Consider the following 20182-nt stretch of genomic DNA (forward strand, 5'->3'; position numbering starts at 1 on the left):
CTGCTTTTTTTAGTGCTTTTCGACTGGCTCGTTTGGTATAACAAGCGTGATAAGGAATACTAATATCGTTACACAAACCGATATAATTAATCCTGTTTCAAAGTGAAAAGCAATTCCATTCATTGAACTTACAACGTAAGTTAACATTTCAGTCAGAGCAAATGCCCAGAAAAACATCCAGAAAAATCTCACGTCAAGTCACCTCATTCCTATGTAATCAACTAATACATTATTAGAGTGTTCTAACCAATTTCAATCTTTTTTATCTTACCACAGGTTCATGAATTAATAAATGACTAATCTGTGAAATGTAAACCTTATCATATACCGGTAAAAATCTCTTTAGGGATACTCTCTTTTTTAACTAAATTTGCAAATATCAAAGGTTCTTTGGGCTATCTCCCTTACCAATGTTGTCTCCTTACATAAACTATAATGACTTACTATGTAAAAGGAGAAATTCTAATGTATCAGCGATTGTTTCAATTAGAGCAAGAGTGGTGCATGATTCATTATCCTGAACGCCCAAATGGATTCGCTGTAATGGTAATAGGAGATTCCCATCACTATGTAGATGATAAGAGCAGCTTTTGGGTTCAACATGAGGCACGTTACAAGTGGATTCAAGAACTGACCGCCAAAGGCTACATTGTGTATTATAGTAATCTTTACGGAGCGAATTGGGGTAGCAATCAAGCCGTGCAGTTAGCCAAACGACTTTATCAGCATGTGAAACGAAATGAAATCATTAATGGAAAGATTCATATATTGGCTGAAGGAATGGGGGCTTTGGTATTGAAAGACCTCTATCCGAAAATGGAGCAGGACATTAGAAGTGCAGTTATGCTTGCACCTTGCGTGTCTTTATATGATCATCTGGAACAAGAGAAGGAACAGAAGTTCTTTTATAAAAAGATAATAAAAGAACTCTCACACACGTTTCGATTGAAAGAGGAGGAGTGCGAATCCTTCATCAGTCAACAATCGAAGGACTACGAAGTATTTAAAAATATCTCGATTCCGCTTTACATTGTTCAATCAACGACTCTTAATCGTTATAAAAATCAATTCACTCTCATAAAAGATATATATACGGAGCGTTTAGAAAAAGGCACATCAACGGATTTGTTCTTTGTACTCCCTGAAAAACGTGCTTCTCTGGGAAGGAAATTTGCTTCATACTTTTCTTTACATGAGAAAGAGTTATAACAAACACATTGGAGTGATTGACTTGAATCATGCATTCGTATTTGCCGCTCAAAAGTTTTTGGGATTTGAGCTTTGTGATGCCCTTCTTGAGAATGGATGGACCGTAACGGCAGTGGATGAAACAAAAGAAACAGAGGAAAAGTGGTTAGGAATTGGAAGGAACTCAAACATTCAATATGTTCCTTATGACGACTGGGATAAGGAAGTACAATCAGGATGCAGTGTGTTCCTTCCATACTATGATCAGGTAAGAGAAGATAAAGTAAGTTACTTGTCAGAAGTAGAAGGGCTGCTGTCAAAAATTGAACAACCCCTCTCGATCATTCGAATCTATTCCAATCTAGACAGAGATCAAAAATGCAATGAAGGAACAGTTTTCTACCTTCCAACTCTGTACGGAATTCACCAGCCGACAGAATTTCTGTTCGCTCAACTTTTAAATGGAGAAGATGGTGACTCTCCATACATTGATGATCCAAGTGGAGCGATCTATGTAAAGGACGCTGCCCGATCTATAATAAAGCATTCATCCAATTCAGGAGAAATCTATAAGGTGAAAGCACTCTCAAATCAAAGCTGGAAGGAAGCCTTATCGTATGTAACGAAGAAGTCTTTTACTCCCGTCAGAATGGATGCCGAACCAAATGGAAAAGAGCTTATCGTCAAGCCGTCCAAGTCTCATGAATCGGTCATTAAAGAACAATTAAGGGGCATTCATTTGCATGAAATTCAGGAATAAGAAAACTTTTTCTTTCCTTGTGGATAGGGATGAGGGTAAAATAAATATGATGTAATAATTTGCTATTGATTCTTTTTTATAGATGCTGCACGGGCTTTAAAGGAGTTGCTGCACATGAGTAAGAAATTTTACACCATTTTCATGATTGTATTCCTTATTGGAATAAGTGGTTGTTCAACAGGAGACAGCGTTGAAATAGAAAATGTTGGTTTACTGGTTCCGGAAACCGTAAGCGATGGAGTATGGGGAACAAAAGGTTACAAAGGATTATTGAAAATTCAATCCGATTACAATGCAGACGTTTTCTATAAAGAGAGCATAAAAAATGATACATCAATTAAACAAGCGGTAAAAGAGTACAGTGATGATGATGTTACCTTAGTGTTTGGCCACGGAAGTGAATATTCCGGGATATTTAACACCCTTTCCGGTGATTATCCCACCATCCATTTTGTAAGCTTTAATGGGGATGCCACAGAGGAGAATACAACAAGCCTACAATTTAAGGGCTATGCAATGGGCTTCTTCGGAGGCATGACAGCAGCTTATCAAACCAATACGAATATAGTCGGGGTGATTGCTGCTTTTGAATGGCAACCTGAGGTTCAAGGGTTTATAGATGGAGTGAAATACCAAGATAGTGAAACGGAGCTCATTGTCGAGTACACCAATCACTGGAATGATCAAGATATTGCCTTCGAAAAGTTGGAGGGATTAATGAATCAACGTGTCGATGTTGTATATCCTGCAGGTGACGGCTATAATGTAGCTGTAATCGAAAAACTGAAGGAAAAGGGTCTCTATGCCATTGGCTATGTCTCGGATCAATCAGATTTAGGTGAATCCACGGTATTAACGAGTACTGTGCAGCATGCAGATAAACTGTATAGTATAGTTGCGGAAAGATTCGCGAAAGGCGAACTCGATTCTGGAAACCTCGAATTTGATTTTGAAGACGGAGTCATTTCCATGGGTAAATATAGTCCTATCATTCCAGAAGATTTTCAAGCTGAGATGAAGCAACATGTTCAAGCCTACATCGAAACAGGCAAATTGCCGAACGGAAAGGAATCGAAGTAATGAATCAAGACAAAACGATGGAGTTCATGCAGATTGCCATGAAGTACTTCCCACAAGCAAAAGAGCAACTGGATCAAGCGGGTGTTGAGTTCACTCCCGAAATGCTGCAACCATTCATGACGCTATTTACACAAGTCATGAGTGAAGCCTATGAATTAGGGAAACAGGATGCCTTACATAAAGAGTGAGTGTACAGTAAAACGGTTCATTGAATTTTTCAATGAACCGTTTTTTTTTATTTAATATTCCATTGCTTTAATAATGGACTGATTTTCTTATAGAGTGGTTTCAGTTCATCGATGGAATTCATCATGGAGTGAACGCCATCGAGTAATGATCCTCCTTCATTGCTGCCTTCACGCTTTTCCTGAGAAGGAGCCGCTTCTTTTTTTCGGATCCTTCCTCCATACATCATCTGATCAAATGGATGCAGCTTCTTTTCTTCAGACATTTCCTCACCCCCTCTACCTACTATGTAACCTATGAAAGGGGGGTTGTACGAGTATAGTCAAACGCATAGAAGAAAGGGAAAAGAAAAAATAATTGCAGAAAGTAGAAATCTTCGATAAAATTAGTACCAAGTCATAATAATTGATAATAAACTAAAGAATAAGAAAAAAACATAAAAAGAAAGTAGGGAATGCCGGTATGAATACAGGAATTATTGGAATTGGGCGTTACCTTCCAGAGAAAATCGTAACCAATGCAGATCTTGAGAAAATGGTGGATACATCTGACGAATGGATTCGTACGAGAACGGGCATTGAAGAGCGAAGAATAGCAGATAATGAAACAGACACATCAGACATGGCGTACGAAGCAGCAAAAACGGCCATTGCGGATGCAGATATTTCGGCAGAAGAAATTGATCTGATCCTAGTGGCTACGGTGACACCTGACCAGCCATTTCCATCTGTAGCATGCTTACTTCAAGAAAGATTAGGAGCAAAAAAAGCAGCTGCGATGGATATAAGTGCTGCATGTGCCGGATTTATGTATGGTATGATTACGGCAAAGCAGTTTATCGACAATGGTGCGTATAAGCATGTACTCGTTATAGGAGTTGAAAAGTTATCCAAGGTCACAGATTGGGATGACCGGAATACTGCTGTTCTGTTCGGGGACGCAGCAGGTGCAGCGGTACTTGGACCGGTTCCCGATGATAAGGGAATACTTGCCTTTGAATTAGGTGCAGACGGATCGGGTGCAAAGCATTTGTACCAGGAAGAAAACATCATCATGAATGGACGAGAAGTTTTTAAATTTGCCGTTCGTCAAATGGGCGAATCGAGTGTGAATGTCATTGAAAAAGCAGGCTTAAAGAAAGAAGATGTTGATTTCTTAATTCCTCACCAAGCTAATATCCGTATTATGGAAGCAGCAAGGCAACGATTGGAATTGCCTATTGAAAAGATGTCTAAAACTGTAAATAAATACGGGAATACTTCAGCAGCTTCCATCCCTGTTTCTTTAGTGGAAGATTTAGAAGCAGGAAGAGTGAAAGAAAATGATGTAGTCGTCATGGTAGGATTCGGCGGCGGTTTAACCTGGGGCGCTATTATCATGCGCTGGGGCAAATAAATAGAACTCTCTTCTATAACTTGCAGACAAAGGAGATGGAATAAATGAACAAGAAACGTGTAGTCGTAACAGGATTGGGAAGTGTTACCCCGTTAGGTAATGATGTTGAATCAACGTGGGCGAATATTTTAGCAGGGAAAACGGGTGTAGGTCCGTTAACGCGCTTAAATGCAGATGATTATCCAGCCAAAGTGGCAGCAGAATTGAAAGATTTCAATATCGAGGATTTCGGTGTCGAAAAAAAAGAAGCGAGAAAAATGGATCGCTTCACTCATTATGCGATTGCAGCATCGTTAATGGCTGTCAAAGATTCCAAGCTCGACATTACAGACGAAATCGCTCACCGCGTCGGCGTGTGGATCGGTTCGGGTATTGGTGGAATGGAAACGTTCGAACAGCAATATGAAACCTTCCAAAAGCGAGGGTATCGCAGAGTAAGTCCATTTTTCGTTCCAATGATCATTCCTGATATGGCTGCTGGACAAGTTTCCATCATGCTGGGAGCAAAGGGCTTTAACTCTTGCACAGTCACTGCGTGTGCGACAGGGACCAATTCGATTGGAGATGCATTTAAAGTCATCCAGCGGGGAGACGCGGATGTCATGGTTTCAGGTGGGGCAGAAGCACCGATTACAAAGATGTCAGTAGCGGGCTTCTGTGCGAACACAGCTCTATCGACTAATACAGATCCTGAAAAAGCTTCGAGACCATTCGATGCAAACCGTGACGGATTTGTCATGGGAGAAGGAGCAGGTGTCGTGGTTCTGGAAGAGCTTGAGCATGCACTGAAACGTGGAGCGCCGATCTATGCTGAAATCGTAGGCTATGGCTGTACGGGTGATGCGTATCATATCACAGCTCCTGCACCGGCTGGAGAAGGTGGAGCCCGAGCAATGAAAATGGCATTGGATGACGGTGGAATCCTTCCTGAGCAAATGGATTATATTAATGCTCACGGAACAAGCACTCCTTACAATGATAAATACGAAACGATGGCAGTAAAAGAAGTATTTGGGGAACATGCCTATAAATTAGCCATGAGCTCAACGAAATCCATGACAGGTCATCTTCTGGGAGCAGCAGGGGGAGTTGAAGCGATTTTCACAGTACTCGCGATGAAAGACAGTGTGTTGCCTCCAACAATCAATATAGAAACACCAGATCCGGATTGTGATCTTGATTATGTAGCGAACGAAGCAAGAAAACAGGAAGTGAATGTGGCGATGAGTAACTCATTAGGTTTCGGTGGCCATAATGCTACGATCGTCTTTAAAAAATATAACAACTAAAATGAGAACGAGCCTGCTACACGTTAGCAGGCTCGTTTTTTGTTGTGAACTCTCTTTCCTTTACATATACATGATAAAAAGCCAGGAAAGAGGGATGAAGGTGACCGTTGCTCCTACTGATGAATGGCTGGTGGAATCCATTCATAAGCCTTTAGAGCTGTTAAAGAATACAATTAACGGAAAAGACGATCAAAAATCGTTTTATCAATACCTTATGAGGCATGGCATGTACAAATCATCACAGCATGCCGAAGATATTTACGAAAAGATGAAAGAACATAACATTTGGGAACGGTTTGCCCTTTATGAAAAAAAGTATAAAAGAAAATGGAATGGTCCCAATGTTCCTATTTACTTATTTCCCGTGCAGGAAAAGAGAGGTATGTTCCAATCGTCAATGAAAAAGTCAGGTGTATGCTTTAAAGACGAGATATTCTTTTTTATAACAGAACAGGAAGATATGAAAGAGTACGAAGCTCTCTTTGTTCATGAATACCATCACTGTGTCAGAATGAAATTACTAAACAAAAAAGACACACAATATACCTTATTGGATTCAATCATTTTTGAAGGACTGGCAGAACATGCCGTTAAAGAGTACTGTGGAGAAAAATACTCAGCTTCCTGGACAAAGGCATATGAAGAAAAAGAAATGTCACGTTATTACGATAAATGGATACATCCTAATTTAGATGTAACAAGAAGCAGTCCCATTCACGATCACTTACTTCTTGGGAAGAAATCGTATCCTAACATGCTGGGTTATGCTGCTGGTTATTATCTGGTAGAAAATTATTTGAAGAAGAATGTTGCATCTACCATAGCCCTAATAGGAAAAGCATCATCAACCTTCTTACCATAGGAGAATGGGGGATCAAATCTTTCAGGTATTTTTATGAATACTAGGCATGGGATAAAAATAGGAGCCTAATTTCGTCATATCTTCCATTTACCCTCATAAACTATAGTAAGAATGGACGAGCTAAATCTCTAAATGCGAGGATAGAGGCGGAAGGTATGGTGTTTCGAATGTTTGTATTGTTTATCGGGTTTGGACTGGCTGTTTCAGGAGGAGTGAGTTTAATAATTTATTTAAACCTTCTCACCACCGGAATGACTTTTTCAGACTATATTCTTTTCGTATCCACCCGAGTCGAATGCTATTTATTTCTCTTAGGGATTCTCATCATCACGCTCTCGATCTATATCCCCCGAAGGAAAAATAATCACTATCTATAAAACCCTTGTTGAATAGGAATAAATTTACACCGATTTGCCTATACTGATTGACAAATAAGATTGTAGCAAAGCGAGGGGTCAATCATGTTATATCTTCATGATGTATGGGTAAATTGGTTCGAAGGCGAAGAAAATGGCTACAATGTCTGTCATTTTCACGAATGGAGAAAAGAGGACGTTATTGAGTTATTGGATCAAGTTCCTCTCATTAAAGTGGACACTGTTCTATTTCATTACATCGAGAATGATTTATCAGAGTTACCTCAACAACTGCTTAATAATGTCTATCAAAAAGCTTACTTACGAAAAAACCATGAACGAATTCAGCTGGATTATTGCTTCATTGTCACAGACGGGACAGGAATACTCGCAGTGGATACGATTGGGTATACCGTTCCAATCAGAAAAAGCAGGCTGATCCCAAGACAGGAACAGCTCGTCTATGAAATGGTGGAAAGTCATGAAACGATGCAATATGCCATTCAGCCTGAGGCTAAAAGAGAGGATTCCTATCACATTCTCTCACCAAGTCCATATATGATGAGTGGACTGACGAGAAAAGAAAGACAGTTGAAGCAATTATTATTTATGGCGCTTGATCAGCTTCACAGCTCGAACAATACGGCCGAAATCCGCTACTGGTACACCGAATGGGCTCCACAGCGATACCGGACCATCCAGGAATTGGACTTTGAAGAAATTTGGCAAATGTTATACGAAGAAACGCAGTATGGCTGGTCGGACAAGCACCTGACCCTCTGTGAAAATTTAATCAAGGGACAACCCTTCTTCGAAAAACTGTGGGAAGTGGAGAATCGTCCTAAGGTAAATTGATAGGTGGATGAAAACCTCTAGTCTGTGATGGACTTGGGGTTTTTTGTTTAGGGTTTGAGGGGGAAGGCGATGATGATCGGTCACAATAAAAAAGCCCAGAGCTTCATATGCAAGCTCTGAGCAACAATACTATTTCCTCTTTCTCTCTTTACGCCCGAGTCCCATGGCCTTTTCCATCTTCTTCAGCATTTTGTTTGCTGTGAAATTAGCTTTTTCTGCCCCGCGATCGAGGATATCATCCAGCTCTTCAGAATCAATCAATTCATAGTAGCGGTCCTGCACGGGCTTAATGGCATTGACGACTACTTGAGCTAAGTCACCTTTAAAGTCTCCATAGCCCTTACCTTCATACTTTTGTTCAAGTCCTTCTATTGAAGTGCCTTCAAGAATCGAATAGATGGAAAGGAGATTTGATACTCCTGGTTTGTTTTCTTTATCGTATTTAACGACTCCTTCTGAATCCGTCACAGCACTTTTTATTTTCTTTTCAATCTGTTTCGGATCGTCGAGAAGTGTAATAAATGATTTCTGGTTAAGGTCGGACTTACTCATTTTCTTCAAAGGATCCTGAAGGGACATGACGCGGGCGCCCACTTTAGGAATCCGGACTTCAGGAACCGTAAAGATGCTGTTGTATTTATTATTAAAGCGCTCTGCAAGATTTCTCGTTAATTCCAAATGTTGTTTCTGATCTTCTCCCACAGGGACTAGATCTGTTCCATATAGAAGAATATCGGCTGCCATTAATGGTGGGTAAGTTAACAAACCTGCAGAAACGGCTTCTTTCCCATGTGATTTATCCTTGAATTGCGTCATTCTTTCGAGTTCACCAATATACGTCACACATTGCAGGATCCATCCTGCCTGTGCATGAGCAGGAACCTCTGATTGAATGAATAGTGTTGATTTCTCAGGGTCGATACCGCACGCAATGTAGAGTGCAGCAAGGCTTCGGATGTTTTTGCGAAGCTCCATTTTATCCTGCGCTACCGTGATTGCATGTTGATCCACTACACAGAAATAACAATTGTATTCTTCCTGAAGCTCAGTGAATTGCTTCATGGCCCCGATGAAATTCCCAAGCGTAATCGTACCGCTCGGTTGTATGCCGCTAAATATTGTTTTCATCTTTATTTCCTCCTGTTTTACACAAAATAAAAACCCACCCGTCCTATTGAAGATAGGGACGAATGGGATGATTTCCGCGGTGCCACCCTAAGTACTCAGATGAGTCAGCTTAGTCCATGACGAGCATGGAACCCCTTTAACGTGAGGTAAATCCGTTATATGCTACTCCATTTCACAAATAAAGCTCAGAAGTCCATTCCCTTTCCAATGATTACTTGTTTTCACCATCCACAAGCTCTCTATAAATCATATTGAAAAGTACTACTCTTCATCTACGCTTATTACTTTCATTTATATATTTTTATTATATGAAAAATCAAAGGGTAATTCAAGTGTACAGCAGATAGGACAAGGCAATAGAAAGAAGCAGGGTGATGGAGCCGACTATCAGTACTGACCTTGTAATGGAAAAAGATCGCTTGACTCCGTATTCTTCATGGGCTTCCTTAGTCTCGTCCAGATCGTCAAACTGGGAAATATACTTTCCTTGTTTCGTGCTGTTTCGGAATCTCTTAAGGGCATAAACGATGCCGTTGAAAAATCCTTTTTGAAATATATAAAGGAGGGAACCTGCGGCAACATACGTTATTCCGATAATAAACAAGCTATCTATAATAGAGAGAAACAGGCTTTTTTCCTGAAAAATAGCAGTGACGATGGCAATGATGAAAAACAGCAGGGTAAGTAAGTAGAAAAAATTTAATCGTTTCATAGTTCTCCTTAAAATGTTTTTATCAAAAGTATACATGAAGCACTTAGGAGAATTCAATCATTCATATATATTCAAGCCATCTTGCATTGTATGAGGAGGGAGAACATAAATCCGTATATGGCGTACATAGTTGAAGCTTAGGTGAAATCATAAAAATATGACTAGAATAAAGTATGTATTCTATTTTTTATATTTAGTCCTGAATATTTATATTTATAATAGAAAATCAGGTCGTAATTTTAGGGATAGGCCCAAAAAACATAATAAGATACGTGCTGGGAAATTTACATTTGTAACAATTGTAATGGGACAAACTCTCTAAAATGTTCAACTAAAACCCTTTTATACCAACGTTTTGGCATCAATATACCTACTAATCTGATAATTTAGCAAAAAAACTGTTAAATTCATATTGCAATAATTTCTCTATCATGTATAATAAGTAACAAATCTTCTGAAAATTAGAAGATAAATAAATATGAGATTTACGAGGAGGTCAATTTCAAGATGAAGAAAAAGTTTTCATTCTTGCTAGTTCTTCTTCTTGCTCTTAGTACTTTCTTAGCTGCTTGTGGCGGCGACAAGAAAACTGAGGGCGATGAAGGAGCATCTGGCGAAGGCGGCGAGTCTGCTGAACAAAGAGAACAGGTACTTAACTTAATTGAGGGTTCTGAGATCCCATCAATGGACTCTACTCTAGCAACTGACGCTGTTTCATTCAAAGTAATGAACAACGTATTTGAAGGTCTTTACCGTTTAGGTGAAAATGATGAAGCTGTACTTGGTATGGCTGCAGAAGAACCACAAATCAGTGAAGATGGTAAAACATACACGTTCAAAATCCGTGATGCTAAATGGTCAAACGGAGATGCAGTCACTGCGAACGACTTCGTTTACGGTTGGCAAAAAGCTTTAAACCCTGATACTGGTGCTGAGTATGCGTACATCATGTACGATATCAAAAACGCTGCAAAAGTAAATGCTGGTGAAGTTCCAGTTGAAGAATTAGGTGTTAAAGCTGTTGATGAAAAAACATTAGAAGTTCAGCTTGAAACAGCTGTACCTTACTTCAAAGCTTTACTTTCTTTCGCAACTTTCTATCCTCAAAACCAAAAGTTTGTTGAAGAACAAGGCGATAAATTCGGTCTTGAAGCCGACACTACAGTTTACAATGGTCCATTCACACTTTCTGAGTGGAAGCATGAGCAAAGCTTCAAGTTAACTAAGAACGACGGTTACTGGGATGCAGAAACTGTTAAGTTAAAAGAAGTTAACTTCAATATCGTTAAAGATACTGCTACTGGAGTTAACTTATACGAAACAGAAAAAGCGGATATCGCTGGTCTTTCTGCTGAATTTGTTGACAAATACAAATCAGATGAAAACTTCAAAACAAAGGCTGATACTGCGGTATTCTTCCTACGTTTAAACCAAAAGAATGAAATTATGGCTAACGTAAATGCTCGTAAAGCATTTGATGCAGCTTATGACAAGCAAGGTATGGTTGACGTTCTTCTTAACAATGGTTCAATTCCTGCGTACTTCTTAGTACCAAAAGATTTCGTTTCAGGTCCAGACGGCGCTGAGTATCGTGAAGCTGTAGGTGATTTCGGTGGTTACGATACTGATAAAGCTGCAGAGTATTGGGCTAAAGCGAAAGAAGAGTTAGGGAAAGATTCTATTGAATTAGAACTACTAAACTATGACTCTGACAGCTCTAAGAAAATCGGTGAATTCTTAAAAGAACAATTAGAGCAAAACTTAGAAGGATTAACTGTTTCAATCAAAGCACAACCATTCAAGCAAAAGCTTGAGTTAGAATCTAAAGGTGATTATGATGTTTCATTCGCCGGATGGGGTCCTGACTATCCAGATCCGATGACATTTGTTGACATGTTCGTTACTGATGGTGCACATAACCAAATGGCTTACTCTAATCCAGAGTATGACAAGTTAATCGAACAAGCTAAAGGTGAACTTCTTGATGATCCGGAAGCTCGCTGGCAAGCAATGGTTGACGCAGAAAAGATTCTTTTCGAAGATCAAGCGATCAGCCCAATGTACCAACGTGGAACTGCTTTCCTAGAGCGTCCATATGTTAAAGGTCTGTTACGTCACTCATTTGGTGCAGATGCATCATACAAATGGGCTTACATTGAGTAATCGTTAGCTCAATTAACAAACCTTCTGAGGAGAGTGTATGCGTAAGCATACGCTCTCCTTTTCCAGTGAGTGTCGAAAATTATCAAAAAAGTAAAAATATATTGAATATTTGTCGAAAATCGATATAATTAAAATGTAGAAAAAAAAAGATAAAAAAGGGGGGCTAAAGAATGGTCAGATATACAATTCAACGTATCGTCTATATGATCATCACTTTGCTTATCATTGCAACCGCCACTTTCTTTCTGATGAAGCTCCTACCTGGATCTCCACTACAAAACACAGAAAGGCTGACTCCGGAACAACAACAAATCATCCTGGATAAATACGGTCTGAATGACCCACTGCCAGAACAATATGTGAATTATATGGTTGGGTTGGCAAAAGGTGATTTAGGGTTGTCCTTCCAATATGACAATCGTCCAGTAACACAAATTCTTGGAGATCGTATTGGTCCTTCCGCACTTCTTGGATTCCAAGCTATGGTATTAGGTACATTCTTAGGGCTACTTATTGGAATTATTGCAGCAATCAAACACAACACATGGTTGGATTACGGCTCAACATTCCTTGCTGTACTGGGTATTTCGATTCCTTCCTTTGTATTCGCAGGACTTCTGCAGTATTATGTTGGGGTTAAACTTGAATGGCTGCCGGTTGCATTATGGGGAGAATATAAACACACGATTCTTCCAACATTAGCACTGACAGTATTCGTAGTAGCGACCATTGCACGTTTCATGCGTACTGAAATGCTGGAAATATTAAACTCGGATTATATTTTACTTGCAAAGGCAAAAGGGATTTCCCAAACATCTACAGTTGTAAAGCATGCTGTTAGAAATGCTTTAATCCCGATTGTAACGATTCTAGGACCAATGACTGTTGGTGTAATGACAGGATCTCTTGTTGTTGAACGTATTTTTGCTGTCCCTGGTTTAGGGGAACAATTCGTTTTATCTATTAACACAAATGATTACACGGTTATTATGGGGATTACCCTCTTCTTTAGTGCTTTATTCATTGGTGTAATCTTCTTGGTAGATATTCTTTATGGAATTATCGACCCACGTATTCGCTTAGCTGGAGGGAAGAAATAATGGAAGCAAACAAAAAGAATTTAGATCAACTTAGTCCAGAACTCTTCCAACCTCAAAAGGCTAGGGGAGATGAGTCAGAAAAAATTTCGCGTCCAAGCCTTAATTTCTGGCAAGATTCTTGGATTCGCTTACGTAAGAACAAGGGTGCAATTGCTGGTATTATTATCACGGCAATCATTATTTTCTTTGCTCTCTTTGGTCCAATGATGAACGAATACAAGTTTAGCGATCAAAATATCCGGCATGCAAAGCTGCCACCAAAAATTGAAGCGCTTTCAGGGATTAGTTGGTTACCATTTGACGGAAAAGATGCAGATGGCTTTGATGTATATGAATCAAGACAAATTAAAGAAAACTATTGGTTTGGTACTGATGACTTAGGGCGTGACCTTTGGACCCGTACTTGGAATGGTACTCGTGTATCTCTTTACATTGGTATATTAGCAGCCATTATCGATTTCATAATCGGTATCTCTTATGGTGGGATTTCTGCTTATTACGGTGGGAAAGTCGACGATATTATGCAACGTATCATTGAAATTCTTGTCGGGATTCCAAACTTAATTGTGGTAATTCTCTTTATCCTAATCTTTGAGCCGGGTATATTCTCCATAACCATGGCCATGGTTATAACCGGTTGGACCGGCATGGCCCGTATCGTCCGTGGACAGGTTCTTCAATTAAAGAACCAGGAATTTGTACTTGCTTCCCGTACTTTAGGAGCAACAAGCAACCGTTTAATCTTTAAACACTTGCTTCCAAACGTAATGGGACCTGTTATTATCACTACAATGTTCACAGTTCCTGCTGCGATTTACACAGAAGCATTCTTAAGCTTTATCGGATTGGGGATTGCTCCACCAAGAGCATCTCTGGGATCATTGGTTAATGAGGGATACAGATCAATCCAGTCATTTCCTCATATGATGTTGGTACCATCATTTGTCATCTCATTAGTCATTTTAAGCTTTAACTTAATGGCAGATGGTCTGCGTGATGCACTAGATCCGAAAATGCGTAAGTAATGGAAGGGAGATTATGAATATGTCAAAAATTTTAGAAGTGAAAGATCTACACGTCTCCTTCAATACGCATGGAGGGGAAGTACAGGCTGTCCGTGGTGTAGATTTCCATTTAGATAAAGGTGAAACACTAGCCATTGTAGGTGAATCTGGTTCCGGTAAATCAGTAACTACTAAGGCGATCATGAGATTGATCCCAAATCCTCCAGGCTTCATTAAGGGTGGAGAAATGTTATTTGAGGGGAAAGACTTAGCAAAATTACCGGAGAAGGATATGCAGAAAATCCGTGGGAAAGATATCTCTATGATTTTCCAAGATCCGATGACGTCCTTGAACCCTACAATGACAATTGGTAAACAGATCATGGAACCCCTGGTGAAGCACCAGAAAATGAGTAAAAATGATGCGAAAAAACGTGCCATCGAGTTACTTAAACTTGTTGGTCTGCCTAGTCCGGAAACTCGCTTTAAACAATATCCTCACCAATTCTCGGGTGGTCAGCGTCAGCGTGTCGTAATCGCAATCGCTCTTGCTTGTAATCCGAAGATTCTGATTGCCGATGAGCCGACGACGGCATTGGATGTTACCATCCAGGCTCAGATCCTTGAATTGATGAAAGATTTACAAACAAAGATAGAAACTTCCATCATTTTCATCACTCACGATCTTGGAGTTGTTGCGAACGTAGCTGATCGTGTAGCTGTTATGTATGGTGGACAAATTGTTGAGACAGGTACGGTGGATGAAATCTTCTACGATCCACGCCACCCATATACTTGGGGATTGATCGGCTCAATGCCGACAACAGAAACAGAAGGTGAGCAGGAGCTGGTTGCCATACCTGGGACTCCACCGGATTTATTAAATCCACCTAAAGGAGATGCATTCGCTCTTCGCAGTGAGTATGCATTGAAAGTGGATTTTGAACAAGAGCCACCATATTATCAGGTTTCAGATACTCATTATGTTAAGTCCTGGTTATTGCATCCAAGTGCTCCAAAAGTTGAGCCACCTGAAATCGTGAAATTAAGACATAGACAAATGCCTTCTAATTATAAAGAGCCGGTACTTGTTGAGGGGGTTCGTTCATAATGGCAGAAAAATTATTGGAAATCAAAAATTTAAAACAGTACTTTAACCCGGGGAAACCGAATATGGTTAAAGCTGTCGATGATATCAGCTTTGATATTTATAAAGGGGAAACCCTTGGCCTGGTAGGGGAATCTGGCTGCGGTAAATCAACGACTGGTCGAACGATCATTCGTTTGTATGATGCTACAGACGGTCAGGTTCTCTTTAATGGTGAGGACGTTCATGGTAAAAAATCGCGTTCACAATTAAAGAAATTCAACCGTAAGATGCAAATGATCTTCCAGGATCCATACGCAAGTTTGAACCCTCGTATGAAGGTTGCGGATATCATTGCTGAAGGTATTGACATTCATGGACTGGCTTCTTCCAAAGAAGAACGCATAAAGAGAGTTCATGACCTGCTTGAAACAGTTGGTTTGAATAAAGAGCATGCCGGCCGTTATCCACATGAATTCTCTGGTGGTCAAAGACAGCGTATCGGGATTGCCCGTGCCTTGGCAGTAGACCCGGACTTCATCATTGCCGATGAGCCAATTTCCGCTCTTGACGTTTCGATTCAGGCTCAGGTAGTTAATCTTATGCAAGAGCTTCAGAAAGAGAAAGGACTAACGTACTTATTTATCGCCCATGATCTTTCCATGGTAAAATATATTAGTGATCGCATCGGGGTTATGTATTTTGGTAAGTTAGTCGAGTTGGCACCGAGTGATGCCCTTTACAAGAACCCGCTACATCCTTATACGCAATCTCTTTTATCAGCGATTCCGTTACCGGATCCAGAGTATGAGCGCACACGCAGAAGAAAAGAATATAATCCTTCTGTTCACAATTATACAGAGGATGATAATCTTGAAATGCGTGAAGTGGCGCCTGGCCATTTCGTATATTGCTCGGAGAAAGAGTTTGCGCAGTATAAAGCTCAGTACAAAAGCTAAATATTTTGCAAAGCTCCCTTTTATGAGGGGAGCTTTTTTTAATGAAGGGTTTTCATAATAGCTTATTTTATTCTTTTTTAACATGAAAATCATACTATATAATGAAGATATTTAATTTCCTTGGAAATTTCGACAGATTAGGAGTAATACCCCTTTTCTTTCAAGTTATTTCCTTGTTAGAATAGTATAAGGTGTTACATATTTTACTAGATAGCTTATTTAATAGAGGAGAGGTTTATTTTGAAATGGAGTAAGGTAGCGACATCCTTATGTTTAGTCACAATGTGCGTATTGCCGTTCCAAACAGCGAGTGCTGAAGGAGAAGGGACGGTTGCCCATGAGAAGAGAAGTCTTTCTTTAAGTAAGAAAGAAATAGCAAGTCCCGTCCCAAGATTTGCATATGATTCCGGCTTTAAATTTGAATATCCTGGTGCGGTTAGAGGGGTTTATGTTACAGGTCACTCTGCTGGTGGAGCGAGATTTGACAGCTTAACGAAACTAATGGATGATACGGATCTAAATGCAATGGTTATTGATATTAAAGATGATCACGGATATGTTACATACGAACCCGATGAATCTTCTCCATACGCTAAAGTAGGTCAGCCTTATATCAAAGATCCTAAAGCGATTTTAAAGACACTTGAAGAAAAACAGATATACCCGATCGCAAGAATTGTGGTATTCAAAGATACAGTTTTAGCGAATGAGAAACCCGAGCTTTCCTTTAAAGATGGAAGCCAGGTATGGAAAAATGGCAGAGGTGAATCCTTTGTGAACCCATTCCTGAAAGAAGTATGGGATTATAATGTGGGAATTGCAATCGAAGCCGCTAAGATGGGATTCCAGGAAATCCAGTTTGATTATGTCCGTTTCCCTGAAGGCTTTGAAAAACGTGATGATGAGCTGCAATATAATGGTGGCGAATATGCGAATCAAGACTCAGATAATGTACAGAAACGTGTGCATGCCGTTACAGATTTTGTAGAGTACGCGCATAAAAAACTCGAGCCATATGGAGTTAAGGTTTCTGTGGACATTTTCGGTTATACAGCAACGCTTCCAGAGGCACCTGGGATTGGACAGAACTTCTCCAAGATATCTGAAAATGTCGATGTGATTTCATCCATGATTTATCCAAGTCACTGGACTCCGTACTTTGGAATTGCAAAGCCCGATTTACAACCTTATGAATTGGTTTCTGAATATGCTAAGCTTGAAAATTCTAAATTAGCAGAATTAGAAAATCCTCCTATTTCAAGACCATGGCTACAGGATTTCACTGCTTCCTGGTTAGGAAGTGGAAACTATAAAGCCTACGGAAAAGCAGAAGTTGAAGCACAGATTAAAGCATTGAATGATCAAGGCATTAAAGAATTCCTTTTATGGGATGCCGGTAATACGTATACAGAAGGTGTAGATTATACACCTTGATCGAGAAGACCGACCTGGGAAGTTTTAGGGGCGGTCTTTTCGATTTGAAAAAATACTCAAACATTGTTATCATTAAAGTATTGGTAAGATTAACCGCTTTCAACCACATTACCCTCTTCATAGGTGTTTCAAGCCTGTGATTCCGTATTTTTTATCCCACGGATGAGACTAACATCAAACATAAACATTTTTTTTCTGAGAAACATAATTGTATCCCGTTAGTCAATGTCACCCAAAATTCTTTTAAAGGAGTAGATCCATGCATTGGTATGAAAAGTTAAATAAGTATTTCCCGGTAGAGGAAATGAAATCAAAAGAACACCTTGAGTCATTACTCAAAGAAAGAAGCGACATCTATCATAAAGATGAGGGGCAATACCACGTACTTATGTATGCCGAGCTTGATGATTTCATCTTTATCGATTATCTTTTTGTCTCAAAGGATGCTCGTGGACAAGGATTAGGTCATAAGCTGCTCGAGAAGTTAAAGGAAAAGAACAAAGCGATTATTTTAGAAGTAGAGCCAGTTGATTATGAAGATACTGACACTGAAAAGCGTTTAAAGTTCTACAAGCGTGAAGGATTCGAACATGCTGTCAGTATTGGATATGCACGTCGATCCCTTGCAACAAACGAAATCAATGAAATGGAAATCCTTTATTGGGCTCCAAATAACGAATCAGAAGATCTGATCTTCAATTCTATGAAGAAAACATATGAATTAATCCACACTTATAATGATAAAAAGTTTTATGGTGCGTCTTACCAGCCGGTTGAAGAAGTCTTGAAGAAAGACAAAGACCGAGATGGGGATGTTCTGAAAAATCTCTAAATCAAAAGAACCTTATTGTCCATTCGCAATAAGGTTTTCTAAATGAAAAAATGAAAATGTCCTATATCATGTTTAGGCTCTTTTTGAACCGGGTAAAGCCATAGTAGAAAGAGATGATATAGCATATGTTAAACCTATGTATAGGAAATTTGACAAATTGGTTAAAACTATGTTCAAGGGACAGTAATTCATGTATAATACATAATAGAGATTTCTTATTTAAACTTATTTTAATTAACAGCCGATGTTTAAAATGAAATACTCTATATAATAAAAAAATCCTTAAGGGAGTGTGAATGATTCGTGGTTACATTATTCACTTCACCTAGTTGTACATCTTGTCGTAAGGCAAAAGCTTGGTTAGAAGAGCATGAGATTCCATATACAGAGCGTAACGTATTTTCCGAGCCATTAAGCATTGATGAAATAAAGGAAATCCTGCGTATGACTGAGGACGGAACGGATGAAATCATTTCAACCCGTTCTAAGACATTCCAAAAGCTTAATGTAGATTTAGAAACTTTACCACTTCAAGAACTGTTCGAGCTTATTCAGAAAAATCCTGGTCTTTTAAGACGTCCAATCATTTTGGATGAGAAACGTCTTCAGGTAGGATACAATGAAGATGAAATCAGACGATTCCTGCCTAGAAAGGTTCGTACGTTCCAACTTCTCGAAGCTCAAAGAATGGTAAACTAAAGTATTCTTACATTCTCATCATATTATCAATGTTTGAGAATATATAAGGAAAAAGGGGCTGACCCTTTAAGGAACGTTGCGTATCCTTTCGGGTCAACCCCTTTTATATTAGTATAAGTATTAACACTTGAATTTTCTGCAAATATTCGCTAGAATGTCAAAAACACGTTAAATAGTGGGATTTGTGAAGAAAAAAATGGGTGTTATTTTTATTCCATTTTCAGTGTTTATATCATAAAATAGAAGTACAAGGTACAAACTAACCTAAATGTATCTTCTATCTTCACCAGCAATCGAGCAAAATTGCTCAGAGGGTGTAGTCCCTTCACCAACATCATGCAAGAAGGGAGAGGTGTTAATTGGAAATCGAACGCATTAACGAAAATACGGTCAAGTTCTATATATCTTACGGAGATATAGAGGATCGCGGCTTTGACCGCGAGGAGATCTGGTATAATCGTGAAAGAAGTGAAGAACTCTTCTGGGAAATGATGGATGAAGTTCATCAAGAAGAAGATTTCGGAATTGAAGGACCGCTATGGATTCAAGTTCAAGCGTTAGATAAAGGGCTTGAAGTACTGGTTACAAGAGCTCAGGTTTCAAAGGATGGTCAGCGATTTGAGTTGCCAATTCCAGAGGATAAACTCAAGGAACTGCCTGTAGATGAACGGATAGAGGAGCTTCTGGATCAGCATTTCCAAATCAAGCAGGATCAAGATGGAGAAGCAGAAGTGGCACTGGATTTTACTTTGAAGTTCAATGATTTCGAAGATGCGATTTCTTTATCCCATCGGATGAAAGACATGCCTTTAGATCATTTGGAAACCAAGCTGCTTGCATTCGAAAATAAATATTTTATTTACGTTAAATTTTCAGAAGAGCACTTCTCGGAAGAAGATATCGACAATATGTTAAGTATACTACTTGAATATGCGGATGAGACACGAATGACGGTTCATCGCTTAGAAGAGTATGGAAAAGTAGTCATTAATGAACATGTATTCGGGACATTAAGTGAACACTTTTCTTAAGGATCATACCGGTTTCATTTAGAAATCGGTATTTTTTTATTTAGCTCATTAAGCCAGTGGAA

22 protein-coding genes and 1 other annotated feature are annotated in these 20182 nt (G+C 39.3%); of the genes, 18 read left to right on the forward strand and 4 right to left on the reverse strand.

What is annotated here, in order from left to right; genetic code table 11:
* Positions 1 to 9: 9 nt before the first annotated feature.
* Positions 10 to 177, reverse strand: a complete 168-nt coding sequence (locus ACYH0O_RS08605; RefSeq protein WP_395940667.1) for a YjzD family protein — start codon at positions 175 to 177, stop codon at positions 10 to 12.
* A 288-nt stretch (positions 178 to 465) separates the two neighbouring features.
* On the opposite strand from ACYH0O_RS08605, the gene ACYH0O_RS08610 reads away from it, so the two are divergent.
* From ACYH0O_RS08610 to ACYH0O_RS08625, 4 genes are all read left to right on the forward strand, one after another.
* Positions 466 to 1209 carry a hydrolase gene (locus tag ACYH0O_RS08610; protein WP_482631956.1) on the forward strand — a complete coding sequence of 248 codons (744 nt, stop codon included), beginning with the start codon at positions 466 to 468 and terminating at the stop codon, positions 1207 to 1209.
* Positions 1210 to 1231: 22 nt separating this feature from the next.
* Complete coding sequence (locus tag ACYH0O_RS08615) at positions 1232 to 1948, forward strand: hypothetical protein (RefSeq protein WP_482631957.1); 717 nt, start codon at positions 1232 to 1234, stop codon at positions 1946 to 1948.
* A gap of 114 nt (positions 1949 to 2062) precedes the next feature.
* Positions 2063 to 3028: a BMP family ABC transporter substrate-binding protein gene (locus tag ACYH0O_RS08620; RefSeq protein WP_482631958.1), complete on the forward strand. Its 966-nt coding sequence runs from the start codon at positions 2063 to 2065 to the stop codon at positions 3026 to 3028.
* Entirely contained in the window at positions 3028 to 3216 is a 189-nt protein-coding gene (locus ACYH0O_RS08625; protein WP_148968454.1) for a ComZ family protein, read from the forward strand. Before ACYH0O_RS08620 ends, ACYH0O_RS08625 begins: the two co-directional genes overlap by 1 nt.
* Positions 3217 to 3263: 47 nt before the next feature.
* On the opposite strand, the gene ACYH0O_RS08630 is transcribed toward ACYH0O_RS08625, so the two are convergent.
* Positions 3264 to 3479: a hypothetical protein gene (locus ACYH0O_RS08630; protein WP_149155188.1), complete on the reverse strand. Its 216-nt coding sequence runs from the start codon at positions 3477 to 3479 to the stop codon at positions 3264 to 3266.
* 197 nt (positions 3480 to 3676) lie between these two features.
* Between ACYH0O_RS08630 and ACYH0O_RS08635 the strand changes: the two genes are divergently transcribed.
* The 5 genes from ACYH0O_RS08635 (at position 3677) to ACYH0O_RS08655 (ending at position 7971) form a co-directional block, all read left to right on the forward strand.
* On the forward strand, positions 3677 to 4609 hold the full coding sequence (locus tag ACYH0O_RS08635; RefSeq protein WP_149155189.1) for a beta-ketoacyl-ACP synthase III: 933 nt from the start codon (positions 3677 to 3679) through the stop codon (positions 4607 to 4609).
* A 44-nt stretch (positions 4610 to 4653) separates the two neighbouring features.
* Positions 4654 to 5898 carry a beta-ketoacyl-ACP synthase II gene (gene fabF, locus ACYH0O_RS08640; RefSeq protein ID WP_482631959.1) on the forward strand — a complete coding sequence of 415 codons (1245 nt, stop codon included), beginning with the start codon at positions 4654 to 4656 and terminating at the stop codon, positions 5896 to 5898.
* A gap of 94 nt (positions 5899 to 5992) precedes the next feature.
* Positions 5993 to 6760, forward strand: a complete 768-nt coding sequence (locus tag ACYH0O_RS08645) for a DUF2268 domain-containing putative Zn-dependent protease (protein WP_482631960.1) — start codon at positions 5993 to 5995, stop codon at positions 6758 to 6760.
* A gap of 167 nt (positions 6761 to 6927) precedes the next feature.
* Positions 6928 to 7137: a YuzI family membrane protein gene (locus tag ACYH0O_RS08650; protein WP_430313385.1), complete on the forward strand. Its 210-nt coding sequence runs from the start codon at positions 6928 to 6930 to the stop codon at positions 7135 to 7137.
* Between the two features lie 84 nt (positions 7138 to 7221).
* Positions 7222 to 7971, forward strand: coding sequence for a DUF3603 family protein (locus ACYH0O_RS08655; RefSeq protein ID WP_482631961.1), 750 nt, complete (start codon positions 7222 to 7224; stop codon positions 7969 to 7971).
* A 129-nt stretch (positions 7972 to 8100) separates the two neighbouring features.
* On the opposite strand, the gene trpS is transcribed toward ACYH0O_RS08655, so the two are convergent.
* Together trpS and ACYH0O_RS08665 are read right to left on the reverse strand one after the other, a co-directional pair.
* A complete protein-coding gene (gene trpS / locus ACYH0O_RS08660) occupies positions 8101 to 9099 on the reverse strand; it encodes a tryptophan--tRNA ligase (RefSeq protein WP_482631962.1) in 999 nt (332 codons plus the stop codon).
* A gap of 51 nt (positions 9100 to 9150) precedes the next feature.
* Positions 9151 to 9383, reverse strand: a binding site (T-box leader).
* 44 nt (positions 9384 to 9427) lie between these two features.
* Complete coding sequence (locus ACYH0O_RS08665; RefSeq protein WP_188048433.1) at positions 9428 to 9811, reverse strand: DUF3899 domain-containing protein; 384 nt, start codon at positions 9809 to 9811, stop codon at positions 9428 to 9430.
* Between the two features lie 507 nt (positions 9812 to 10318).
* On the opposite strand from ACYH0O_RS08665, the gene ACYH0O_RS08670 reads away from it, so the two are divergent.
* The 9 genes from ACYH0O_RS08670 to mecA all read left to right on the forward strand — a co-directional run bounded on the left by ACYH0O_RS08670 (position 10319) and on the right by mecA (position 20120).
* Positions 10319 to 11974: a peptide ABC transporter substrate-binding protein gene (locus ACYH0O_RS08670; RefSeq protein ID WP_482631963.1), complete on the forward strand. Its 1656-nt coding sequence runs from the start codon at positions 10319 to 10321 to the stop codon at positions 11972 to 11974.
* 170 nt (positions 11975 to 12144) lie between these two features.
* A complete protein-coding gene (gene opp3b / locus ACYH0O_RS08675; protein ID WP_475141251.1) occupies positions 12145 to 13074 on the forward strand; it encodes an oligopeptide ABC transporter permease in 930 nt (309 codons plus the stop codon).
* Complete coding sequence (gene opp3C, locus ACYH0O_RS08680) at positions 13074 to 14099, forward strand: oligopeptide ABC transporter permease (RefSeq protein WP_482631964.1); 1026 nt, start codon at positions 13074 to 13076, stop codon at positions 14097 to 14099. Before opp3b ends, opp3C begins: the two co-directional genes overlap by 1 nt.
* Before the next feature lie 19 nt (positions 14100 to 14118).
* A complete protein-coding gene (locus ACYH0O_RS08685) occupies positions 14119 to 15189 on the forward strand; it encodes an ABC transporter ATP-binding protein (RefSeq protein WP_482631965.1) in 1071 nt (356 codons plus the stop codon).
* Positions 15189 to 16124 carry an ABC transporter ATP-binding protein gene (locus tag ACYH0O_RS08690; protein ID WP_149155199.1) on the forward strand — a complete coding sequence of 312 codons (936 nt, stop codon included), beginning with the start codon at positions 15189 to 15191 and terminating at the stop codon, positions 16122 to 16124. Before ACYH0O_RS08685 ends, ACYH0O_RS08690 begins: the two co-directional genes overlap by 1 nt.
* 282 nt (positions 16125 to 16406) lie before the next feature.
* Positions 16407 to 17558, forward strand: a complete 1152-nt coding sequence (locus ACYH0O_RS08695; RefSeq protein WP_482632529.1) for a putative glycoside hydrolase — start codon at positions 16407 to 16409, stop codon at positions 17556 to 17558.
* Between the two features lie 259 nt (positions 17559 to 17817).
* Positions 17818 to 18390, forward strand: a complete 573-nt coding sequence (locus ACYH0O_RS08700; RefSeq protein WP_149155200.1) for a GNAT family N-acetyltransferase — start codon at positions 17818 to 17820, stop codon at positions 18388 to 18390.
* A 303-nt stretch (positions 18391 to 18693) separates the two neighbouring features.
* A complete protein-coding gene (gene spxA / locus ACYH0O_RS08705) occupies positions 18694 to 19089 on the forward strand; it encodes a transcriptional regulator SpxA (RefSeq protein ID WP_032089161.1) in 396 nt (131 codons plus the stop codon).
* Between the two features lie 359 nt (positions 19090 to 19448).
* The gene (gene mecA / locus ACYH0O_RS08710) at positions 19449 to 20120 is read left to right on the forward strand and encodes an adaptor protein MecA (RefSeq protein ID WP_149155201.1); all 672 of its coding nucleotides are present in this window, start codon (positions 19449 to 19451) and stop codon (positions 20118 to 20120) included.
* The last annotated feature ends 62 nt before the right edge of the window (positions 20121 to 20182 follow it).

This window comes from Rossellomorea sp. H136 (assembly GCF_056838065.1).